The sequence below is a fragment of the Lysinibacillus sp. FSL L8-0126 genome (assembly GCF_038630385.1).
GTDB lineage: Bacteria > Bacillota > Bacilli > Bacillales_A > Planococcaceae > Lysinibacillus > Lysinibacillus fusiformis_D.
The window spans coordinates 1,581,340-1,597,440 of record NZ_CP152028.1; the positions used below are offsets into that span (position 1 = coordinate 1,581,340).

The 16,101-nt window shown below is 36.1% G+C and carries 19 protein-coding genes; 9 read left to right on the top strand and 10 right to left on the bottom strand.

Annotation, left to right across the window (positions count from 1 at the left end):
- Positions 1-222 precede the first annotated feature (222 nt).
- Positions 223-429, top strand: a complete 207-nt coding sequence (locus MHI34_RS07595) for a TM2 domain-containing protein (protein ID WP_058844088.1) — start codon at positions 223-225, stop codon at positions 427-429.
- Between the two features lie 175 nt (positions 430-604).
- Here the strand turns inward: MHI34_RS07595 and MHI34_RS07600 are convergent, their stop codons facing one another.
- From MHI34_RS07600 to MHI34_RS07615, 4 genes are all read right to left on the bottom strand, one after another.
- Positions 605-928 carry a zinc ribbon domain-containing protein gene (locus tag MHI34_RS07600; RefSeq protein WP_342504314.1) on the bottom strand — a complete coding sequence of 108 codons (324 nt, stop codon included), beginning with the start codon at positions 926-928 and terminating at the stop codon, positions 605-607.
- A 295-nt stretch (positions 929-1,223) separates the two neighbouring features.
- Entirely contained in the window at positions 1,224-1,505 is a 282-nt protein-coding gene (locus MHI34_RS07605) for a DUF983 domain-containing protein (protein ID WP_058844090.1), read from the bottom strand.
- A gap of 21 nt (positions 1,506-1,526) precedes the next feature.
- A complete protein-coding gene (locus tag MHI34_RS07610) occupies positions 1,527-1,889 on the bottom strand; it encodes a DUF2085 domain-containing protein (RefSeq protein ID WP_058844091.1) in 363 nt (120 codons plus the stop codon).
- Positions 1,890-2,069: 180 nt separating this feature from the next.
- Complete coding sequence (locus MHI34_RS07615) at positions 2,070-3,035, bottom strand: tRNA-dihydrouridine synthase (protein ID WP_340809625.1); 966 nt, start codon at positions 3,033-3,035, stop codon at positions 2,070-2,072.
- 281 nt (positions 3,036-3,316) lie between these two features.
- Between MHI34_RS07615 and MHI34_RS07620 the strand changes: the two genes are divergently transcribed.
- Together MHI34_RS07620 and MHI34_RS07625 are read left to right on the top strand one after the other, a co-directional pair.
- Positions 3,317-5,191, top strand: a complete 1,875-nt coding sequence (locus tag MHI34_RS07620) for a leucine-rich repeat domain-containing protein (protein ID WP_036127159.1) — start codon at positions 3,317-3,319, stop codon at positions 5,189-5,191.
- A gap of 227 nt (positions 5,192-5,418) precedes the next feature.
- Complete coding sequence (locus MHI34_RS07625; protein ID WP_036127157.1) at positions 5,419-6,072, top strand: peptidylprolyl isomerase; 654 nt, start codon at positions 5,419-5,421, stop codon at positions 6,070-6,072.
- A 78-nt stretch (positions 6,073-6,150) separates the two neighbouring features.
- Here the strand turns inward: MHI34_RS07625 and MHI34_RS07630 are convergent, their stop codons facing one another.
- Positions 6,151-6,483 (bottom strand): BRCT domain-containing protein, encoded by a 333-nt coding sequence (locus MHI34_RS07630; protein WP_058844094.1) that lies wholly within the window; start codon positions 6,481-6,483, stop codon positions 6,151-6,153.
- 106 nt (positions 6,484-6,589) lie between these two features.
- Here MHI34_RS07630 and MHI34_RS07635 point away from each other — a divergent pair, with 106 nt between their 5' ends.
- Positions 6,590-8,134 (top strand): histidine kinase N-terminal 7TM domain-containing protein, encoded by a 1,545-nt coding sequence (locus tag MHI34_RS07635; protein ID WP_330493800.1) that lies wholly within the window; start codon positions 6,590-6,592, stop codon positions 8,132-8,134.
- Positions 8,135-8,192: 58 nt separating this feature from the next.
- Here MHI34_RS07635 and gnd read toward each other — a convergent pair whose 3' ends face one another.
- From gnd to MHI34_RS07655, 4 genes are read right to left on the bottom strand one after another with little or no spacing between them, the layout of a single operon-like run.
- Positions 8,193-9,593, bottom strand: coding sequence for a decarboxylating NADP(+)-dependent phosphogluconate dehydrogenase (gene gnd / locus MHI34_RS07640; protein WP_342504315.1), 1,401 nt, complete (start codon positions 9,591-9,593; stop codon positions 8,193-8,195).
- 25 nt (positions 9,594-9,618) lie between these two features.
- The gene (locus tag MHI34_RS07645; protein WP_036127149.1) at positions 9,619-10,965 is read right to left on the bottom strand and encodes a GntP family permease; all 1,347 of its coding nucleotides are present in this window, start codon (positions 10,963-10,965) and stop codon (positions 9,619-9,621) included.
- Positions 10,966-10,980: 15 nt separating this feature from the next.
- Entirely contained in the window at positions 10,981-12,522 is a 1,542-nt protein-coding gene (gene gntK, locus MHI34_RS07650) for a gluconokinase (RefSeq protein ID WP_036127147.1), read from the bottom strand.
- Positions 12,515-13,246, bottom strand: a complete 732-nt coding sequence (locus tag MHI34_RS07655; RefSeq protein ID WP_036127145.1) for a GntR family transcriptional regulator — start codon at positions 13,244-13,246, stop codon at positions 12,515-12,517. Before MHI34_RS07655 ends, gntK begins: the two co-directional genes overlap by 8 nt.
- Positions 13,247-13,485: 239 nt before the next feature.
- On the opposite strand from MHI34_RS07655, the gene MHI34_RS07660 reads away from it, so the two are divergent.
- Both MHI34_RS07660 and MHI34_RS07665 read left to right on the top strand, forming a co-directional pair.
- The gene (locus tag MHI34_RS07660; RefSeq protein WP_058844097.1) at positions 13,486-13,698 is read left to right on the top strand and encodes a hypothetical protein; all 213 of its coding nucleotides are present in this window, start codon (positions 13,486-13,488) and stop codon (positions 13,696-13,698) included.
- 181 nt (positions 13,699-13,879) lie between these two features.
- Entirely contained in the window at positions 13,880-14,155 is a 276-nt protein-coding gene (locus MHI34_RS07665) for a hypothetical protein (protein ID WP_036127166.1), read from the top strand.
- Positions 14,156-14,221: 66 nt separating this feature from the next.
- Here MHI34_RS07665 and MHI34_RS07670 read toward each other — a convergent pair whose 3' ends face one another.
- Positions 14,222-14,713, bottom strand: coding sequence for a hypothetical protein (locus MHI34_RS07670; RefSeq protein WP_036127141.1), 492 nt, complete (start codon positions 14,711-14,713; stop codon positions 14,222-14,224).
- A 157-nt stretch (positions 14,714-14,870) separates the two neighbouring features.
- On the opposite strand from MHI34_RS07670, the gene MHI34_RS07675 reads away from it, so the two are divergent.
- From MHI34_RS07675 to MHI34_RS07685, 3 genes are all read left to right on the top strand, one after another.
- Positions 14,871-15,020 carry a hypothetical protein gene (locus MHI34_RS07675; RefSeq protein ID WP_342504316.1) on the top strand — a complete coding sequence of 50 codons (150 nt, stop codon included), beginning with the start codon at positions 14,871-14,873 and terminating at the stop codon, positions 15,018-15,020.
- Between the two features lie 202 nt (positions 15,021-15,222).
- Entirely contained in the window at positions 15,223-15,519 is a 297-nt protein-coding gene (locus MHI34_RS07680; RefSeq protein WP_342504317.1) for a nucleotidyltransferase domain-containing protein, read from the top strand.
- A 288-nt stretch (positions 15,520-15,807) separates the two neighbouring features.
- The gene (locus tag MHI34_RS07685; RefSeq protein ID WP_342504318.1) at positions 15,808-15,951 is read left to right on the top strand and encodes a hypothetical protein; all 144 of its coding nucleotides are present in this window, start codon (positions 15,808-15,810) and stop codon (positions 15,949-15,951) included.
- The last annotated feature ends 150 nt before the right edge of the window (positions 15,952-16,101 follow it).

Consider the following 16,101-nt stretch of genomic DNA (forward strand, 5'->3'; position numbering starts at 1 on the left):
TACATTTTTAATAGTTAGGCATATTCAGATTATCTGAATATGCCTATTTTTTTTATTGTAAAGCTAGTCCATACGTTTTAGAAAATTTTGATATGTATATCAACAAATAAATATCCTTATTTTTATAATTAAAAGGAAAAAATGTTGAAAAATACTTTATTTGTAATATAATCATTTAATAGGGTTTAATGTAGTATTTATGAATTGATTGGAGGTGCTTATATGTCAGACAGAAATTTTGTAGCAACAGTATTACTTTGTTTCTTTTTAGGAAGTCTAGGGGCTCATCGTTTTTATGTTGGTAAAATTGGTACAGGTATTTTAATGTTTTTCACATTAGGTGGATTGGGTATTTGGACATTGATCGATTTGATTATGATTATCGTTGGTAAATTTACTGATAAAGATGGTCATCTTATAAAATCTTAATAGTTAAAATGATTGAAATAAAAAACGGCTGGCTCATACATACATACTTTTAAGCTCGTTGCTTTTATTTATAGCCATACGATAAAAAGAAGGGAGACATATAAATGTCTACCCTTCTTTATTGTTTATGGTGGAATAAGCAGATTACCATACCAGACCACTGTGGCAGAATTATTTAATAATAATAGCTATCATTCATCATTTCTGCTACAACGCCTATTACAAATGCAATAATCATCATAATAACTGAAAGAGCTAGCCCACATAATGCAAAGATTAAAGCAGACTTTGCTGCTTTTGGTTGTGTGTCTTTCCATATAAAATAGAGGATAATGCCAAGTAGAGGGAAGCAGCATAAGCTGAGGACATTAACCCAAATATTTGGGTTATCATTTTTTGCTACATTTACATGGTTGTTAAATTTTAATACGTTGACACCACAATGTAGACATATTTCGGCATTTTCGTCAACGCTAGAACCACAATTAGGACAAAACATATTAGAACCCCTTACATACTAAAAATTTCTTATTTATTAATCAACTTGCCTTGCTGTTTTTTCTTCGTTTAATGACATTAATAGGCGTAGTAATTAAAGTAGATAAGCTCTTTTGACATATTTCCCATTATCATTGGCTTAAACAACTAGGAAAAACTTACAACTCCTCTAATTGCAACGTTATTAGAATCTGTAGCTTATACTAATTTTTCCTTTAAGTATAATATTACTGCTAATACACATTGCTTGATTAAAGCCTAATAAGAGACAGAATTTTGTCATATGTATACCTGATTTAATAACTCGATAATCCAATAATGAACATTATAATATAGAATAATATGGTAATTCCTATGTTAATAAAGAAGAACATTAAGGCTGATTTAGCCGCAACTGGTTTTTCGTTTTTCCAAACAAAGTACATAATTAACCCAACAAGTGGCACACAGCAAAGTGTAATTATATTAACAGCCCAGTTTGGTGTGTCTTCTCCACTTGCATTTTTTACGCGGACACCACAGTGGACACAAATTTCTGCGTATTCGGAAATATGTTCACCACAGTTTCTACAATACATAATTGTACCTCCGATATTTTGTTATAGTCTTCTTCCAACATATTGACCAAATAAAAAAAATTGGTAACCAATAGTGTAGAAAATATAAATAATGCCGATTCCACCAATTAATCCAGTAAGGAACCGTCTATTATTATTACTTGTCCATTTACCAAATAATTGACCTGTACCATCAATAGCCATTGGTAAAATTAATAAGGCTATTATCCATAAATCAAATATGCCTAAGAGTATGACTAATATGATGGATAAGAGGTAACCTACTGCCATACCAGTACATCTTGCACATAGAGGGAGTTTCCGCCCCTTATAATGGAAAGAACGGTCCGGTCTTTGATGGCAAAAGAAAAATACCCGCAGTATGAAATTAATATTATTTACCAAATTTGTAAACCCCTTTATTATTATAGCGTTTAGTATATAACATAAATAGAAATTATGGAATATACCTTATAATTTAGTTTCCATTCCCTTTTAAGGTTTAATATGTATTACAAGTAAAGTAAAAAGGAGATTGGCTTATAGCCAGTCTCCTTTAGCGTATGTCGTATCTTATCTGAAGATTTACTCAGCAGTGTAGGCTGCTAGAAGATCACGTACTTCATCGGTGGAATTTGCATTTAGTAATTGAACTCGTAATTGACTAGCGCCTTTAAAGCCGCGCACATATATTTTAAAGAAACGTTGCAATGCTTTAAATGAACGCATTTCGAATTCCTTAGAGTAGTGATCATGAAGGTTGAGGTGCAAGTATAGTAAGTTAAGGTATTCTTTGGCGCTATGCTCTGATGGCTCTTTTTCAAAAGCAAATGGGTTTGAAAATATGCCTCGGCCAATCATGACTCCATCGATGCCGTATTGCTCCACTAGTTTTAGACCTGTTAAACGGTCAGGGATATCTCCATTGATTGTCAGCAACGTTTTAGGAGCAATTTCATCCCGTAGCTTTTTGATGTCTGCAATTAATTCCCAGTGTGCTGCGACCTTGCTCATTTCTTCTCGTGTCCGAAGATGGATAGAAAGATTAGCTATATCCTGTTTAAAAATATGAGTGAGCCACGCACGCCACTCTGCTACATCTGTAAAGCCAAGTCTTGTTTTTACACTAACAGGTAAGCCACCTGCTTTTGCTGCTTGAATTATTTCTGAGGCTAGTTCAGGGTGAAGAATTAAGCCGGCTCCTTTACCTCTCTCAGCCACATTATCGGCCGGGCACCCCATATTAATATCGATACCTTTAAAGCCTAGCTCCTTCATACCGATGCTCATTTGACGAAAATGCTCAGGGTTGTCTCCCCAAATATGGGCAACAATTGGCTGCTCATCTTCAGTGAAGGCTAAGCGGTTACGTACATTTTCGAAGCCGCCAGGTTGACAATAGCTTGTTGTATTGGTGAATTCCGTAAAAAATACATCAGGCCTCCCCGCTTCACTAATGACATGACGAAATACAACATCTGTCACATCCTCCATTGGTGCTAAAATGAAAAATGGCCGTGGTAAATCAAGCCAAAAATTATGTTGATGCATTGATGAAAATCCTCACTTTCGAAAATAATACCTTTGCAAAAAGATACCATATTTACTGTCCTTCTACATAGCTAGGGGCTTAGCTTGATACAAGAAACGGTATCTTATTTGAAAGTGGGAAATTTGATGAGAAGGAAAAGGGGAAAAACCTTGATAGGTCCTCGCTGCCGTTTAGGGTCTTGAACATGGTAAAAGATATAATTAGTATTTCATAGAAATATTGACATTTATTTTTCAGACAACTAAGCTTAATGAAAAATAGAGCTGGGGAGGGACTGCCAGTGGAATTAATTCAACTAAATTGTCCGAATTGTAATGGGAAAATTGAATATAAAGAAGGGCAATCATTTAAATGTCCTTTTTGTGAAACTGAAATAATGCTGAAAGAAAATAAAGTCTATTATGTAGATCAAACGATTAATCATTATTATGGTACAGCTGCTCCTAATACAGCTACACGTCCCAAAACGAATTTAAAGGCACTTCTTATTGTACCGATTGTCTTCTTGTGTGCCTTTCTTGGGTATTTTCTTTTTAGTAGTAATCAAACAGAGCATGGAAACCATGAAAAAATAGCTGTTCGAACAATGCCTGAAAGTGAAGTGCTTCTATTCTTTTTAAGGGACATTTTTGATAAGGGTGGAGCAATGCCAACTAAAGAAGAGATTGCAAGTATTCGATATTTGGCCCCCTACTACTCTGATGATCAATGGCATTTTGATTACAGTCTAGACGATCCATTTACAAATAAGGAAGCTGAAATTTCTACCTATATCATGATGGATAAGTTATTAAATACGCAAGAAATCGAACAAAAAGACTTTGAAGCCTTTACTGGACTAACTGTATTGAAGCTCATGAATGATTATGAAATAGCACAAAGTGAAAAGGTAAGCTTTCGACATCTGAAAAACTTAAAAAGCTATACAGGTAGCTTTAATGAATCATTTAGTAAAATTGCGGAATATTTTAGCGATAAGTCTAATATTGTAGAGCTCTCTATCCAAATTCGAAGTAATGAGGAACTTGCTTTATTATTAGAGTTTCCGAATCTCCAATCACTTGAAATATCTTATGTGACTGAAGAAGTTAAGGATTTTGAGCTTCTTAATAAATTGTCACTAAAATCATTGTCTTTAAAATTTTCCAATGATTTGAAGTGGTTGTCTACATTAACTGATTTAGAGTCGTTAGCGATAGACAATAGTGAAGCGACCGATTTTAGCTCCTTCTATTCACTGAATCAATTACAAGAATTGAAGCTTACATCGGTAAGAAATTTAAAAACGCTTGATTTTTTACAAAATATGCCTAACCTACAATCGCTTGATCTCGAAAATATGAACATTGCCAATTTAGAAAAGCTTAGAAATAAATCATCTTTGACAAAGCTACGTTTATCTTCTCCAGGTCAATTTGAATTGCTTGATATTGTGAACAGTCTGACATCACTCACTGAGTTATCATTAGCTGGTTATTATGGCGATACATCGCCGATTGCAGCACCCAATTTGAAGAAGGCGGAGCTAAAGGGTTCTTTTATACAAAAGTTAGAGGCACCCACTTTAAAAGATTTGACTGTTTATATAAGTGGATCGGAATCGCAATTGAATGGTGCAGCATTTCTGAAATACCCACAGCTAGAAAAGCTTACAGTCAAGGAGTATGGGGTTTTCACGGGCGTTCGTTCCTTAAATGACCTACCTAGTTTGCAAACAATTCATTTTAATGAGACCATTTTTTATGAAGAAACAGGTGATTTATTCAATTTACAGCACGTAAAGACATTAAATTGTTCTGAATGCAATTTTCAATTTAATAGTCAACAACCATTAACAAACAACGTGTTGGAACATTTAACTTTGAATGATGTATCGATTCAAATAGGTAATAGTGATTGGATAGATGAGGTTGATAAGATCATGCCTTACTTTGCTGGCCTTTCAGCTTTACGTTCATTCACATTACAGGATAGTTCACTTCAATCGTTACATTTCATGAAAAATTGGCAACAAATCGAGGTGCTTCATTTAGAAAATAACGCTATTTCAGATGTAGAGCCTTTAGTGAATATGCCTAACCTAAAAAGGCTATATATTTTAGGAAATCAGGTTCAAAATCAATCTGTTTTAGACAAAGGAATTCTCATTTATTAAAGTCAGGTGTATTTTTAACATGAACTCACTTAGTAATCAAATTAGGTACCAGTCATAAAGGAGGCTGGTACTTGTTTTTAGATAGAATAAGGCTCGAGATGAGTATAGTATTACAAACTAAATATCGGGTCGATAAGGAAGAAACGATAGGAGTATTGGATTTATTTGTCTTAAGCAATCGGATAGTTTTATAATGAATAGATGGTTAAGTAGAGGAGCTGAAAAATATGTTCGCACGTAATAAAGGTGTTTATTTAGTGTTATCATTACTAGCAATCACTTTTGTTTTAACAGGCTGTGGTACCGCTAAAGACACAGCAAAATCTGAAGGAGACACAGTGGATTATGCGGCGGAAGTGAAGGAAAATCCAATTGTGACGATTACGATGAGCAATGATGAAAAAATTGTCATTGAATTAGAACCTACTGTCGCCCCAAATACAGTCGCTAACTTTATTTCCTTAGTGAAAGAAGGATTTTATGATGGTCTTATTTTCCAACGTGTAATTCCTGATTTTATGATTCAAGGTGGAGATCCTTTAGGGAATGGTACTGGTGGACCTGATTATTCAATTGATGGTGAGTTTTCATCAAATGGATTTGACAATAATATGAAGCATGAACGTGGTGTTATTTCGATGGCTCGTTCGCAAGATCCTAATTCTGCAGGTTCTCAATTTTTCATTATGGTAAAGGAAGCATCACATCTTGATGGGGATTATGCTGCTTTTGGGAAAGTGATCGAGGGTATGGAAACAGTCGATGCCATTGTTGCGGTTGAGCGAGATGCCACAGATAAGCCGCTAGAAGATCAGCAAATGAAAAAGGTAGAAGTGGATACAAAAGGCTTTGATTATCCAGCGCCTAAGGTCAATAAATAGTTAATCTAGAATTTATTGATAAAAACAATAATATAGACATAAAAGAGTATGTAAGAGGTGAAATCTTACATACTCTTTTTACTTGTCAATTTCCTTTGGTATTGAAATAAGCCATAAAAAATCGTCCTCTATCAGTATTTGGATGTCGTGCCCTTGAGTAACTAGCTGTTCAGCCTTATGCTGTTTGCTACTGATGCCACGACGTTTATCTCCAAGAATGACGAAATCCGTTTGCTGTGTAACAGCTCCCTGCAAGGACCCTCCACAGGCTTTTACTTGTTTGGCAGCCTCTGAACGGGTCATTGTAGAAAGAGCCCCTGTAAAAACGATTTGTTTTTTATAAAAGGGGTGTGTTAGGCTTTCGGCTGAATCAGGGTGGAAAATGATTTCTAGGTTGTTCTTATTCGTCATATGGGTACTCCTTAACATTCTCTTTTCATTTTAGATAATAAATAAATCCACAAAATTTTGCATGTATGCTACATTAAAAATAAAAAATTTAAAGAGGTACATACACATGAATTCGCAATTGACTGCTTTTATTACTCTTAGCTGTACATCGGGTTTTCTAAATTTGTATTTATGTTTATACGTATTTCTACAACGCTACAATTACGCAAAAATTGCGCAATTGTTTATAGGGTATACGGCGTTAATTACGGTATATTGTTTTGCCTCTGCTTTTGGTTTAATAGCTACAACACTGGACGCAATAAAGTTTTGGACAGCCATTCAATATGTAGGTATGGCTTTTTCAACACCGCTCGGTTTATTGTTTATCATGCAATATTTGGGCTTTCATTTGTCAAGGAAAAAGATAATGGCCCTTCTAGCTATCCCTTTTATTAGTTTAATAATGGTTGCTACAAATGATATGCACCATTTTCATTATAAGATATTTGAAGTTGATCCCGTGTTAGGGGCTCCTTATGTTTATCAGGAAATCGGTATATGGTACATCATTCATGGTATATTTACGTTTGGCTGTATGTTTGTATCCTTTTTACTAATAGTAAAGTATTGGAAAGAAACAAGTAAAACTTATCGCCAACAACTGATTGCCTTAATGTGTGGTCAGTTAATTCCTATGATCACTGCTTTTATATACTTATTGGGTCTAACACCTCAAGGGGTTGATCCTGTTCCAATGGTCTTATGGATTTCTTCTCTGTTGTATTTATGGTCTATTAATTCCTCCCGTTTATTTAGTGTAATGCCTGTTGCCAAAGATGCTATATTCCAAAGTATTAATGATGGGGTCATTGTGTTAGATGAGTCGTTTCGATTAATAGAGTTTAATCAAGCATGTAGCAAGGTGTTCCCTCAACTAACTCGGTCTATGTTTGGTGTGGATTTTAGGAAGCTATGGCTTGAAGTAACTGGGCAAACGATGCCATTTACATTAGAGACGACGATGAATACGCAAGAAATAGAGCTTGATCTTATGAGTCATACTTACCAGGTACGCATATCAGCGCTACGGCATGTTAATCATGGTAATGGGCATTTACTCATTTTTACCGATATTACAGAGTTAAAGAAGCTACAACGGATGTTAGAACAACAGGCTTATTATGATGAACTGACACAAATCTATAATCGTCGAGCATTTTTTCAACAATGTAATCAAGCCTTCAGCGAGATAAGAGCATCATCAACAGCATTTACAGTAGTATTAATGGACATTGATTATTTTAAAAGTGTCAATGATACGTATGGTCATGCTGTCGGCGATCAGCTACTTGTTCATGTTGTACAGGTTTGTCAGAGTCAATTGAAAAAAGGCGAGCTTTTTGCAAGATATGGTGGTGAGGAATTTGTTCTTGCACTCAAGGGCTATTCATTGTCTAAGGGGGAAGCATTAGCTAAGCAGCTCTGTCACTGTGTAGAAACACAACCTCTTATGACTATTGAGGGGGCTATTTATGCTACCATTAGCTGTGGAGTAGCTGAAGGAACAAATGAAGAAGAGACATTGTATCAGCTTTTAAATAAAGCGGATAAGGCACTGTATGGAGCAAAGCAAGCAGGGCGTAATCGAGTACATGTTTATTTAGAATAAAAAAGGCTAAAATATACGATCATTCATGGAAGGAATGATGTATATTTTAGCTTTTTAATTACCAATTTGTATGGAAAACACCTTCTGCATCAGTACGTTCATACGTATGGGCGCCAAAATAATCACGTTGTGCTTGTAACATGTTCGCATTAGATGAGCCTGTTCGATAACTATCGTAATATGTGAGAGAAGCACTTAGACATGGGAACGCATTACCTGCTTGAATGCCTTCACAAACTATTTTTCTTAAGCCGTTTTGATAGTCCTTTGTCTTTTCTGCAAAGTAAGAGTCAATTAGTAAATTATCAAGTGTAGGTTGCTGTTGGTAGGCTTCACTAATCACATTTAAAAATTCTGCACGAATAATACAGCCACTGCGGAAAATTAAGGCAATATCCTTTAATGGCAAGTTCCAGTTGTAAAGCTCAGATGTCATTTTATATTGTGTGAAGCCTTGTGCATATGCACAGATTTTACCCATATATAAGGCTTGACGTACGTTTTCTATCCACACATCTTTATCTTGATTTTGTGGATTGTAGTTCGGCCCTGACAGTATAGCTTCAGCTCGAACCCGCTCCTCTTTTAATGATGAAATATAGCGAGCGAATAAGGCTTCTGTAATAATCGATGTAGGGATACCGTTATCAATGGATTGCATACTAGTCCATTTTCCAGTACCTTTTTGACCTGCTTTATCAAGAATCATATCGATTAGTGGTAAACCTGTTACTTCATCCTTTTTTCTTAAAATTTCAGCTGTAATTTCAATCAAATAGCTTTTTAATTCGCCTTGATTCCATGTTTCAAAAGTATCAGCAATTTCCTCAACAGATAATCCTACATTTTTTCTTAAAAACGTATAGGCCTCAGCAATTAGCTGCATATCTGCATACTCGATCCCGTTATGCACCATTTTAACAAAGTGGCCTGCACCTTTAGGACCTATATACGTACAGCATGGTGTACCATCCACTTGTGCTGCGATTTTTGTAAGTATAGGTGCTACTTTGTCATAGACCTCCTGATCACCACCAGGCATGATAGATGGCCCTGTCAATGCACCCACTTCACCGCCTGAAATCCCAATTCCTAAATAACCGAGTCCTTGTGCTTTTAATTCATCATATCGACGCTCTGTATCTTGATAGTGAGAGTTACCACCGTCCATAATAATATCGCCTTTTTCAAGGAATGGCACTACAGATTGAATAACGGAATCAATAGCCTTCCCAGCTGTCACCATCAAAAATATCTTTCTTGGTTTTTCTAAAGATTGTACGAACTCTTCGATATCATAGTAAGGAGTAAGCGCTTGTCCTTCGACCTTTTGTAGTAGTTTGTCGGTTAAATCTCGTGTGTAATTATAAACGGCCACTTGCTCGCCCTTATTAGCCATGTTTAAAGCAATATTACTGCCCATAACACCTAAACCAATAACGCCTATTGTATTTAACATTGTGCTCGCTCCTTTTTTACATTTCTTAAACGAATAAACTAAGTAATAAAATAAATCCTAAACCAGCTACAGATACAATTGTTTCTAGCAACGTCCATGTAGCAAACGTTTCCTTCATGCTTAACCCAAAATATTCTTTAAACATCCAGAAACCAGCATCATTGACATGTGAAGCAATTAAGCTTCCTGCACCCGTTGCCAGCACAACCAAAGCGAGATTCACGTCACTTTGACCTAACATTGGAATGACTAGCCCTGCTGTTGTTAAAGCAGCCACTGTAGCAGACCCCAATGAAATACGTAAAATAGCGGCAATTATCCACGCAAGTAAAATCGGTGATAAGGTAGTTCCATGGAATAGCTCGGCAACGTAATCCCCAACACCCCCATCGATTAATACCTGTTTAAAGGCGCCACCGCCCCCAATGATTAAAAGCATCATACCGATATGTGAAATGGCTGTTGTACAGGATTCCATTACCTGCTTAATCGGAATTTTTCTGGCTATTCCCATTGTATAAACAGCTACTAATAAGGAGATTAGCATGGACGTACCAGCTTCACCGATGAAGCGGATACCTGCTAAGAGGCCATTATCTTCAAAGCCCATTGTTTTTTGTAGCAGTGTAATAATAGTGGCAAGGGACATTAAAATCACAGGTAATAGTGCAGTGAAGACACTTATGCCAAAGCTAGGGGTATCCTCTAATTCAAATGTTTTTTGTTCACCTAAAGAAGCAATATTCCCAGTTTTGTTGAATGATTCAGGCACTAATCTTTTTGCCAACTTTGTAAATAATGGCCCTGCCAAAATAACGGTTGGAATGGCGATGATAAAGCCATAAAGCAAGACCTCACCAATATTTGCCCCGAATTCACCAGCGATGACGGTTGGTCCTGGATGTGGTGGCAAAAATCCATGTGTGACGGATAAGGCTGCTGTCATAGGAATTCCTAAATATAAAATAGAAACTTTTAATTGTCTTGAAATGGCGAAGACAATAGGGATTAATAGCACAAGCCCTACTTCAAAGAAAAGAGCGATACCGATAATAAAGGATGCGGCTACAACGGCCCATTGGATGTTCTTTTCACCGAATTTGTTTACAAGGGTCATGGCAATGCGCTGGGCACCGCCTGAATCCGCAATTAACTTGCCAAGCATAGCTCCAAGTCCAAATATTAATGCTAAGTGACCTAGCGTACCACCTAATCCTGCTTCAATCGTTTTCACGATGACATCTAAAGGCATGTCGAGAGCCAATGCCACACCAAATGAAACAATGATTAATGAGATAAATGTATTTAATTTAAAGCCCATGATTAAAATTAATAGCGCAATAATACCAATACCTACAATAACTAATGGCATGTATTCTCCTCCTCTTTAGTCGGGCTTAATTAAGCTCCTTTGATAATGAGCAATTGACGCATAATCATCTGCTAACACTCTAGATAAACGAATGAAAATGGGGAGCAATTGTCTATATTCTTTGGCCGCCTCTTCGATTGGGGTATGTTTATAAGTGTCACCAACCATATCAGCGACAACATCAAAGGAATCAATTTTTCCAATCGCATATAAGCCTAAAATACAAGCACCGAGACAGGAACTTTCATAGCTTTCAGGTACTACTACTTCCGATTCAAAAATATCAGCCATCATTTGTCTCCAAATCTCAGAGCGTGAAAAACCACCTGTTGCTTGGATACGTGTGACAGGGCTTTCCATACACTCGAGTAATGCTAAATAGACCGTATATAAATTGTAGATAACCCCTTCGAGAGCGGCTCGTATCATATGTTCTTTTTTATGTGACATTGTTAAACCGAAAAATGAACCACGTACATCTGGATTCCATAAAGGTGCACGTTCACCTGATAAATAAGGATGGAATAGCAGTCCATCAGCACCAGGTCTTACACGTTCTGCAATTTTTGTTAACACTTCATATGGATCAATACCTAGTCTTTTGGCTGTTTCGATCTCAGAAGAAGCAAACTCATCACGAATCCAGCGTAATACCATACCACCATTGTTTACGGGTCCGCCGATAACCCAATGATTTTCTGTTAAGGCATAACAGAAAATTCTACCTTTCACATCTGTTTTGGGCTTATCGATAATAGTACGGATAGCACCACTTGTCCCAATTGTGACAGCAATTTCACCTTCTCTAATTGCGTTAACACCTAAATTGGACAGTACGCCATCACTTGCACCAATGATAAACGGTGTTTGAGGGTCAATACCAATTTGTTTAGCTAAACGGACATTACAGTTAGAAAACGATTGCGTTGTAGGTACAAGAGTCGATAATTGTGCTTTCGTAATACCTGCAATGGCTAAAGCTTCTTCGTCCCAATCTAATGTATGGAGATTCATCATACCCATACATGAAGCTAAAGAATAATCCACAACGTATTGATCGAAAAACTTCTTAAAAATATATTCTTTAATGCCAATGTATTTCTTTGTTTTTCGAGCGATTTCAGGATGCTCATTTACAAGCCAAGTAATTTTGCTTAATGGAGACATTGGATGAATAGGTGTACCAGTTCTTTTATAAACCTCATGTCCATTCCATTCATCTTTAATTTTATGTGCCCATGCCTCACTACGATTATCCGCCCAAGTGATGACAGGTGTTAAGGGTTGATCATCCTCGTCTACAGCAATAACACTATGCATAGCACTACTAAAGGAAACAAATAATAATGATTTGTCAGAATGGACTTTCATAATGTGGGTAATGGCTTGCAGCACAGCTTGAAAAATCTCTTCTGGATTTTGCTCAGCTGTTGAAATATCAGGTGTATATAATGGATACCCAATATTCTCTTGTTGAATAACCTTGCCTTGTTCACTAAATAATACGGCTTTGGTGCTAGTAGTCCCTATATCAACACCTAACATATAGTTAGTCATTTTGTGGCTCAACCCCTTTAGATAGCATTTGCTGTGACCGCCATAGATCTTCTACCTTGCCTTGAACATCATCAAAATTTTCATGTAAGGATTTAATCATGAGCTCTCGATCCTTTGCTCTGATCGCATCAATATACAGCTCATGGTTTTTCACAATACGAGTGAAATCCTCATATTTTTCTTGGAAGCGCATGCGCATAGATAACAAAATAAGGCCTTCCATTACTGGCTTTAAATTATTCCAAATCATCGTCATATAAGAATGATCGATGGAACGAATAATTGCCTCGTGGAACATAACATCCTGATAAGAAAATTCGTCGGCATCGTTATATTTAATGGCAACCTTCATCATTTCTAATGTTTTGCTCAGCTCTATTGCTAAGCTAGTTGTATCCATTTTTATGAGACGTTCAAACACGAATGTTTCAATCAACAGACGAACATCATAAATTTCTTCAATTTCTTTTTCTGATAAACCAATGACAACAGCGCCCATTTTCTCTAATCGAATGATATTTTCAGACGCTAGTATTCTTAAGGCTTCACGAATAGGTGAACGACTTACTTCAAAATCAGCTGCTAGTTTGTTTTCAGAAAGAATGGTACCGCTTTCAATTAAGCCTGAAATAATGCGCATTCTAAGTTCATAGGCTACACGATCGCCTGTTGAAGCTTTAGAAAGCCATTTTTGTGGGTATAAATAGTCCTTAGATTGGCTCATAAAATCACCCTTTTTGATTTTGAGTATACTTGTATACAAGTATTATAGTCAGAAAGAAAATAAGATTGCAAGCGACTTACTAACAATTAGAAATGGAAAAAAGCCTCAACACTATACTTAGCTAAATAAAAAATTTAATGCACATTGTTTTCTTGCTCTATGGACAAACTTGAGAATGAAAAGTTCATAAAACATTTAGTCGATGTTAGAGCTTTTCAAATACTCGATGGAGGATGGTTATGTCAAATATGAAAACAAATCGTAACAATGCAAAAGCAACTGGAACGAGTAGTGCAAACAAATCAAATAAACAGCGTCAAAAACTCCATCAGGAAGAGTTTGGAGCTGAATTTGAGCTTGATGCGTCTTCAGCACAGGTCAATAATTTTGCTGAAACACAAGGGAAAACAGGCATCAAGCAACCTGTCAGTGAACGGACTGCATGGCACTAATTGATATTTGACAACTATTCATGACATTGGGAAAAGAACTAAGGCAGCGGATGCCTTAGTTCTTTAAATATCGCCTGGGAAATATTGTGTTGGGAGGATTATTTACCATACATATTTTCGAATCAATTCATAATACTACATCTAGAACAATGAAATTTTTTAAGAAGGGAAGATGTATACATTGGCTAAACATTCCGATACAAGTTGGAAGCAAGATCATCCTAGTACATTGTTTAGTAACTCAGTGCTAAAGGCAGATCGTTTGTTGAAGCATGCTAAATTACATCCAGAGGAAATAGCGTTAGAGCATGCTTTCAATCAAATAAAGCATGCCGAAAATGCACGTTTCAATGCAGAGCAATATGGTGAACATTTAGATATTGTGCAGCAAAATAAAGAAAGCCTAGAGCAGATTAAACAGCAATTACATGAAATGAAAGATGATATGAATAGGTAATCACAGAGGAAAGCGGCTTAAATTCTCGTAATGAGGTTTAAGCCGTTGCTTATTTCAATGATGAGGTTAACACCAAACAATGATTTCGTATGGTGTGGTTTGGGCAGGAATGCTCCGAGTGGTAGGTCCATAAAAGACAATGAGGTTTCGATTGGCAGGGCTTTTAGAAAAGGGCTGCCCATTTTTAAGCGAGATAACAGTAGTAGGAGAAAGGTTTAATTGCAATAGGCCATCACTACTTAGCAATTGATGATTAAAAAAATCTACCTTTACATTTTGATAGTTGCTATCTTTAACAATAATTAAAGCACGATATTGGGGTGGATAAATCATTGGTACAGGTGCATCCCCATCATAATAGCCTGTGACCCATTCCCCTGTCGTAACGATTTCATGATGAACAAAATAAGTAGAAGGAGAAATAACAAAGTTGACGACCCCGCCAGCTCCATCTTCTAAGGTCATCATTTTATAACAACCTTCCTTATCCCCGTTTTGCCCTACTGGAAAATCACTGATTTGTGTGACGACACCACGAAAAGATTTAAAATTGACCATAGTCATTCCCTTCTTACATAATTCTAAATTGTACCGTATCATTTTAATGTATGTAGTATAGGAAATTTAGGTGACAGGCAGTAACTAGGGATTACTATTTTTTATGAACCCATCTATACTGAAAATGTTTACTATAAAGCTAGAGGAGTGGAATCTATTGAAGTGGATTTCTAAAAATAAGAAAATCTTTCTGTTTTTAATTTTTGCTGTCATTGTTATTGCTGGTGTATTCGATATTAAATATGAGGGATTATTCTTTCAGCTATTACCTACATCAATACAAACATTTTTATCTGATTTATTTTAGCATGTTGAGAACCGTACCTAAAAGAGTGCGGTTTTTTCATTAGGATAATTTTTGCCCCACATGCAACCAATTAATTAAAACAGAAAACGTCATTATGGATTTTCTGTTGTTTGAATAGTGTAGAATAAAAAATGACATAGTAAAAAGGAAGTCCATGATCGATGGACAAATGGACATTAGCACTTGAAACATTCTTGAAAGATTGGAAAGATCGAGGGTCGTAGGAGCACTAGTTTGTGGGAGTTATGCTTCAGGGTATCCCTCAAAACGCTCTGATATCGATATACATATTATTTTGGCAGATCATGTGGAGGGGAGAGAAAGAGGCAATCGAGTAGTGAGTGGCTTTCTGATTGAATACTTTGGGAATCCACCAGCTCAAATTCGAAAGTATTACCAAGAAGATTTTAATAGACGGAGAACCATGTCGATGTTGCAATTTAAAACAGGTAGAATAGTATTTAATTATACTGGAATAATAAAAAAACTGGAAATTTGAAGCAGAAGAGTGGCTCAAAAAAATATAAAGTAATGAATAAAACAGTAATAGAAATAAAAAAATATGGAGTATGGAATGCACTGGATAATTTAAAGGACTGTTATGAGCAAGAGAGAAAAGACTTTAACTTTACCTATCATAACGAATTAGCAAATTTGTTTATGGAGTACTGTCAGTTTTTGAATGTAGAAATAGTTCCTTCTTGTCAAATCTATGCCCTATCTTGAAGATCCAATCTATCTTCAAAAATATAGTAAGCTAGCATTTCTAGATGTGGCTTTTAAAAACATGTTTGTCCATGCAATGCAGGAGGACAATGCACAACAGATGATGACATTATATGCAGCATTAGTCGATTATGTGTTACTGCAAATGGGTGGTTTTCATAGTGATGGTTGGCATATTGAAAGCCCAATCGACAGTGTATCTTGAAGAATAGGGAGCTAGTTCAAAAACAAGACGGGCGGCCTATCGCTATGTTATTATAGAGATATAATAATAAAAAGAATCTATTTTTTATGAAAATGTCAACCATTTTTAGGGCGAATATTCCATAAAGCTTAAAAAAACCAAGTTTTAACT

What these genes read in the sequence shown, in the direction of transcription:
- MHI34_RS07630 (WP_058844094.1), bottom strand. Translation starts at nt 6,483, where the DNA reads ATGACGAATAAGAACAACCTAGAAATCATTTTCCACCCTGATTCAGCC.
- MHI34_RS07660 (WP_058844097.1), top strand. Translation starts at nt 13,486, where the DNA reads ATGTCAAATATGAAAACAAATCGTAACAATGCAAAAGCAACTGGAACG.
- MHI34_RS07635 (WP_330493800.1), top strand. Translation starts at nt 6,590, where the DNA reads ATGAATTCGCAATTGACTGCTTTTATTACTCTTAGCTGTACATCGGGT.
- MHI34_RS07605 (WP_058844090.1), bottom strand. Translation starts at nt 1,505, where the DNA reads ATGTATTGTAGAAACTGTGGTGAACATATTTCCGAATACGCAGAAATT.
- MHI34_RS07625 (WP_036127157.1), top strand. Translation starts at nt 5,419, where the DNA reads ATGTTCGCACGTAATAAAGGTGTTTATTTAGTGTTATCATTACTAGCA.
- MHI34_RS07670 (WP_036127141.1), bottom strand. Translation starts at nt 14,713, where the DNA reads ATGGTCAATTTTAAATCTTTTCGTGGTGTCGTCACACAAATCAGTGAT.
- MHI34_RS07685 (WP_342504318.1), top strand. Translation starts at nt 15,808, where the DNA reads ATGTTTGTCCATGCAATGCAGGAGGACAATGCACAACAGATGATGACA.
- MHI34_RS07595 (WP_058844088.1), top strand. Translation starts at nt 223, where the DNA reads ATGTCAGACAGAAATTTTGTAGCAACAGTATTACTTTGTTTCTTTTTA.
- MHI34_RS07615 (WP_340809625.1), bottom strand. Translation starts at nt 3,035, where the DNA reads ATGCATCAACATAATTTTTGGCTTGATTTACCACGGCCATTTTTCATT.
- gnd (WP_342504315.1), bottom strand. Translation starts at nt 9,593, where the DNA reads ATGTTAAATACAATAGGCGTTATTGGTTTAGGTGTTATGGGCAGTAAT.
- MHI34_RS07655 (WP_036127145.1), bottom strand. Translation starts at nt 13,246, where the DNA reads ATGAGCCAATCTAAGGACTATTTATACCCACAAAAATGGCTTTCTAAA.
- MHI34_RS07645 (WP_036127149.1), bottom strand. Translation starts at nt 10,965, where the DNA reads ATGCCATTAGTTATTGTAGGTATTGGTATTATTGCGCTATTAATTTTA.
- MHI34_RS07600 (WP_342504314.1), bottom strand. Translation starts at nt 928, where the DNA reads ATGTTTTGTCCTAATTGTGGTTCTAGCGTTGACGAAAATGCCGAAATA.
- gntK (WP_036127147.1), bottom strand. Translation starts at nt 12,522, where the DNA reads ATGACTAACTATATGTTAGGTGTTGATATAGGGACTACTAGCACCAAA.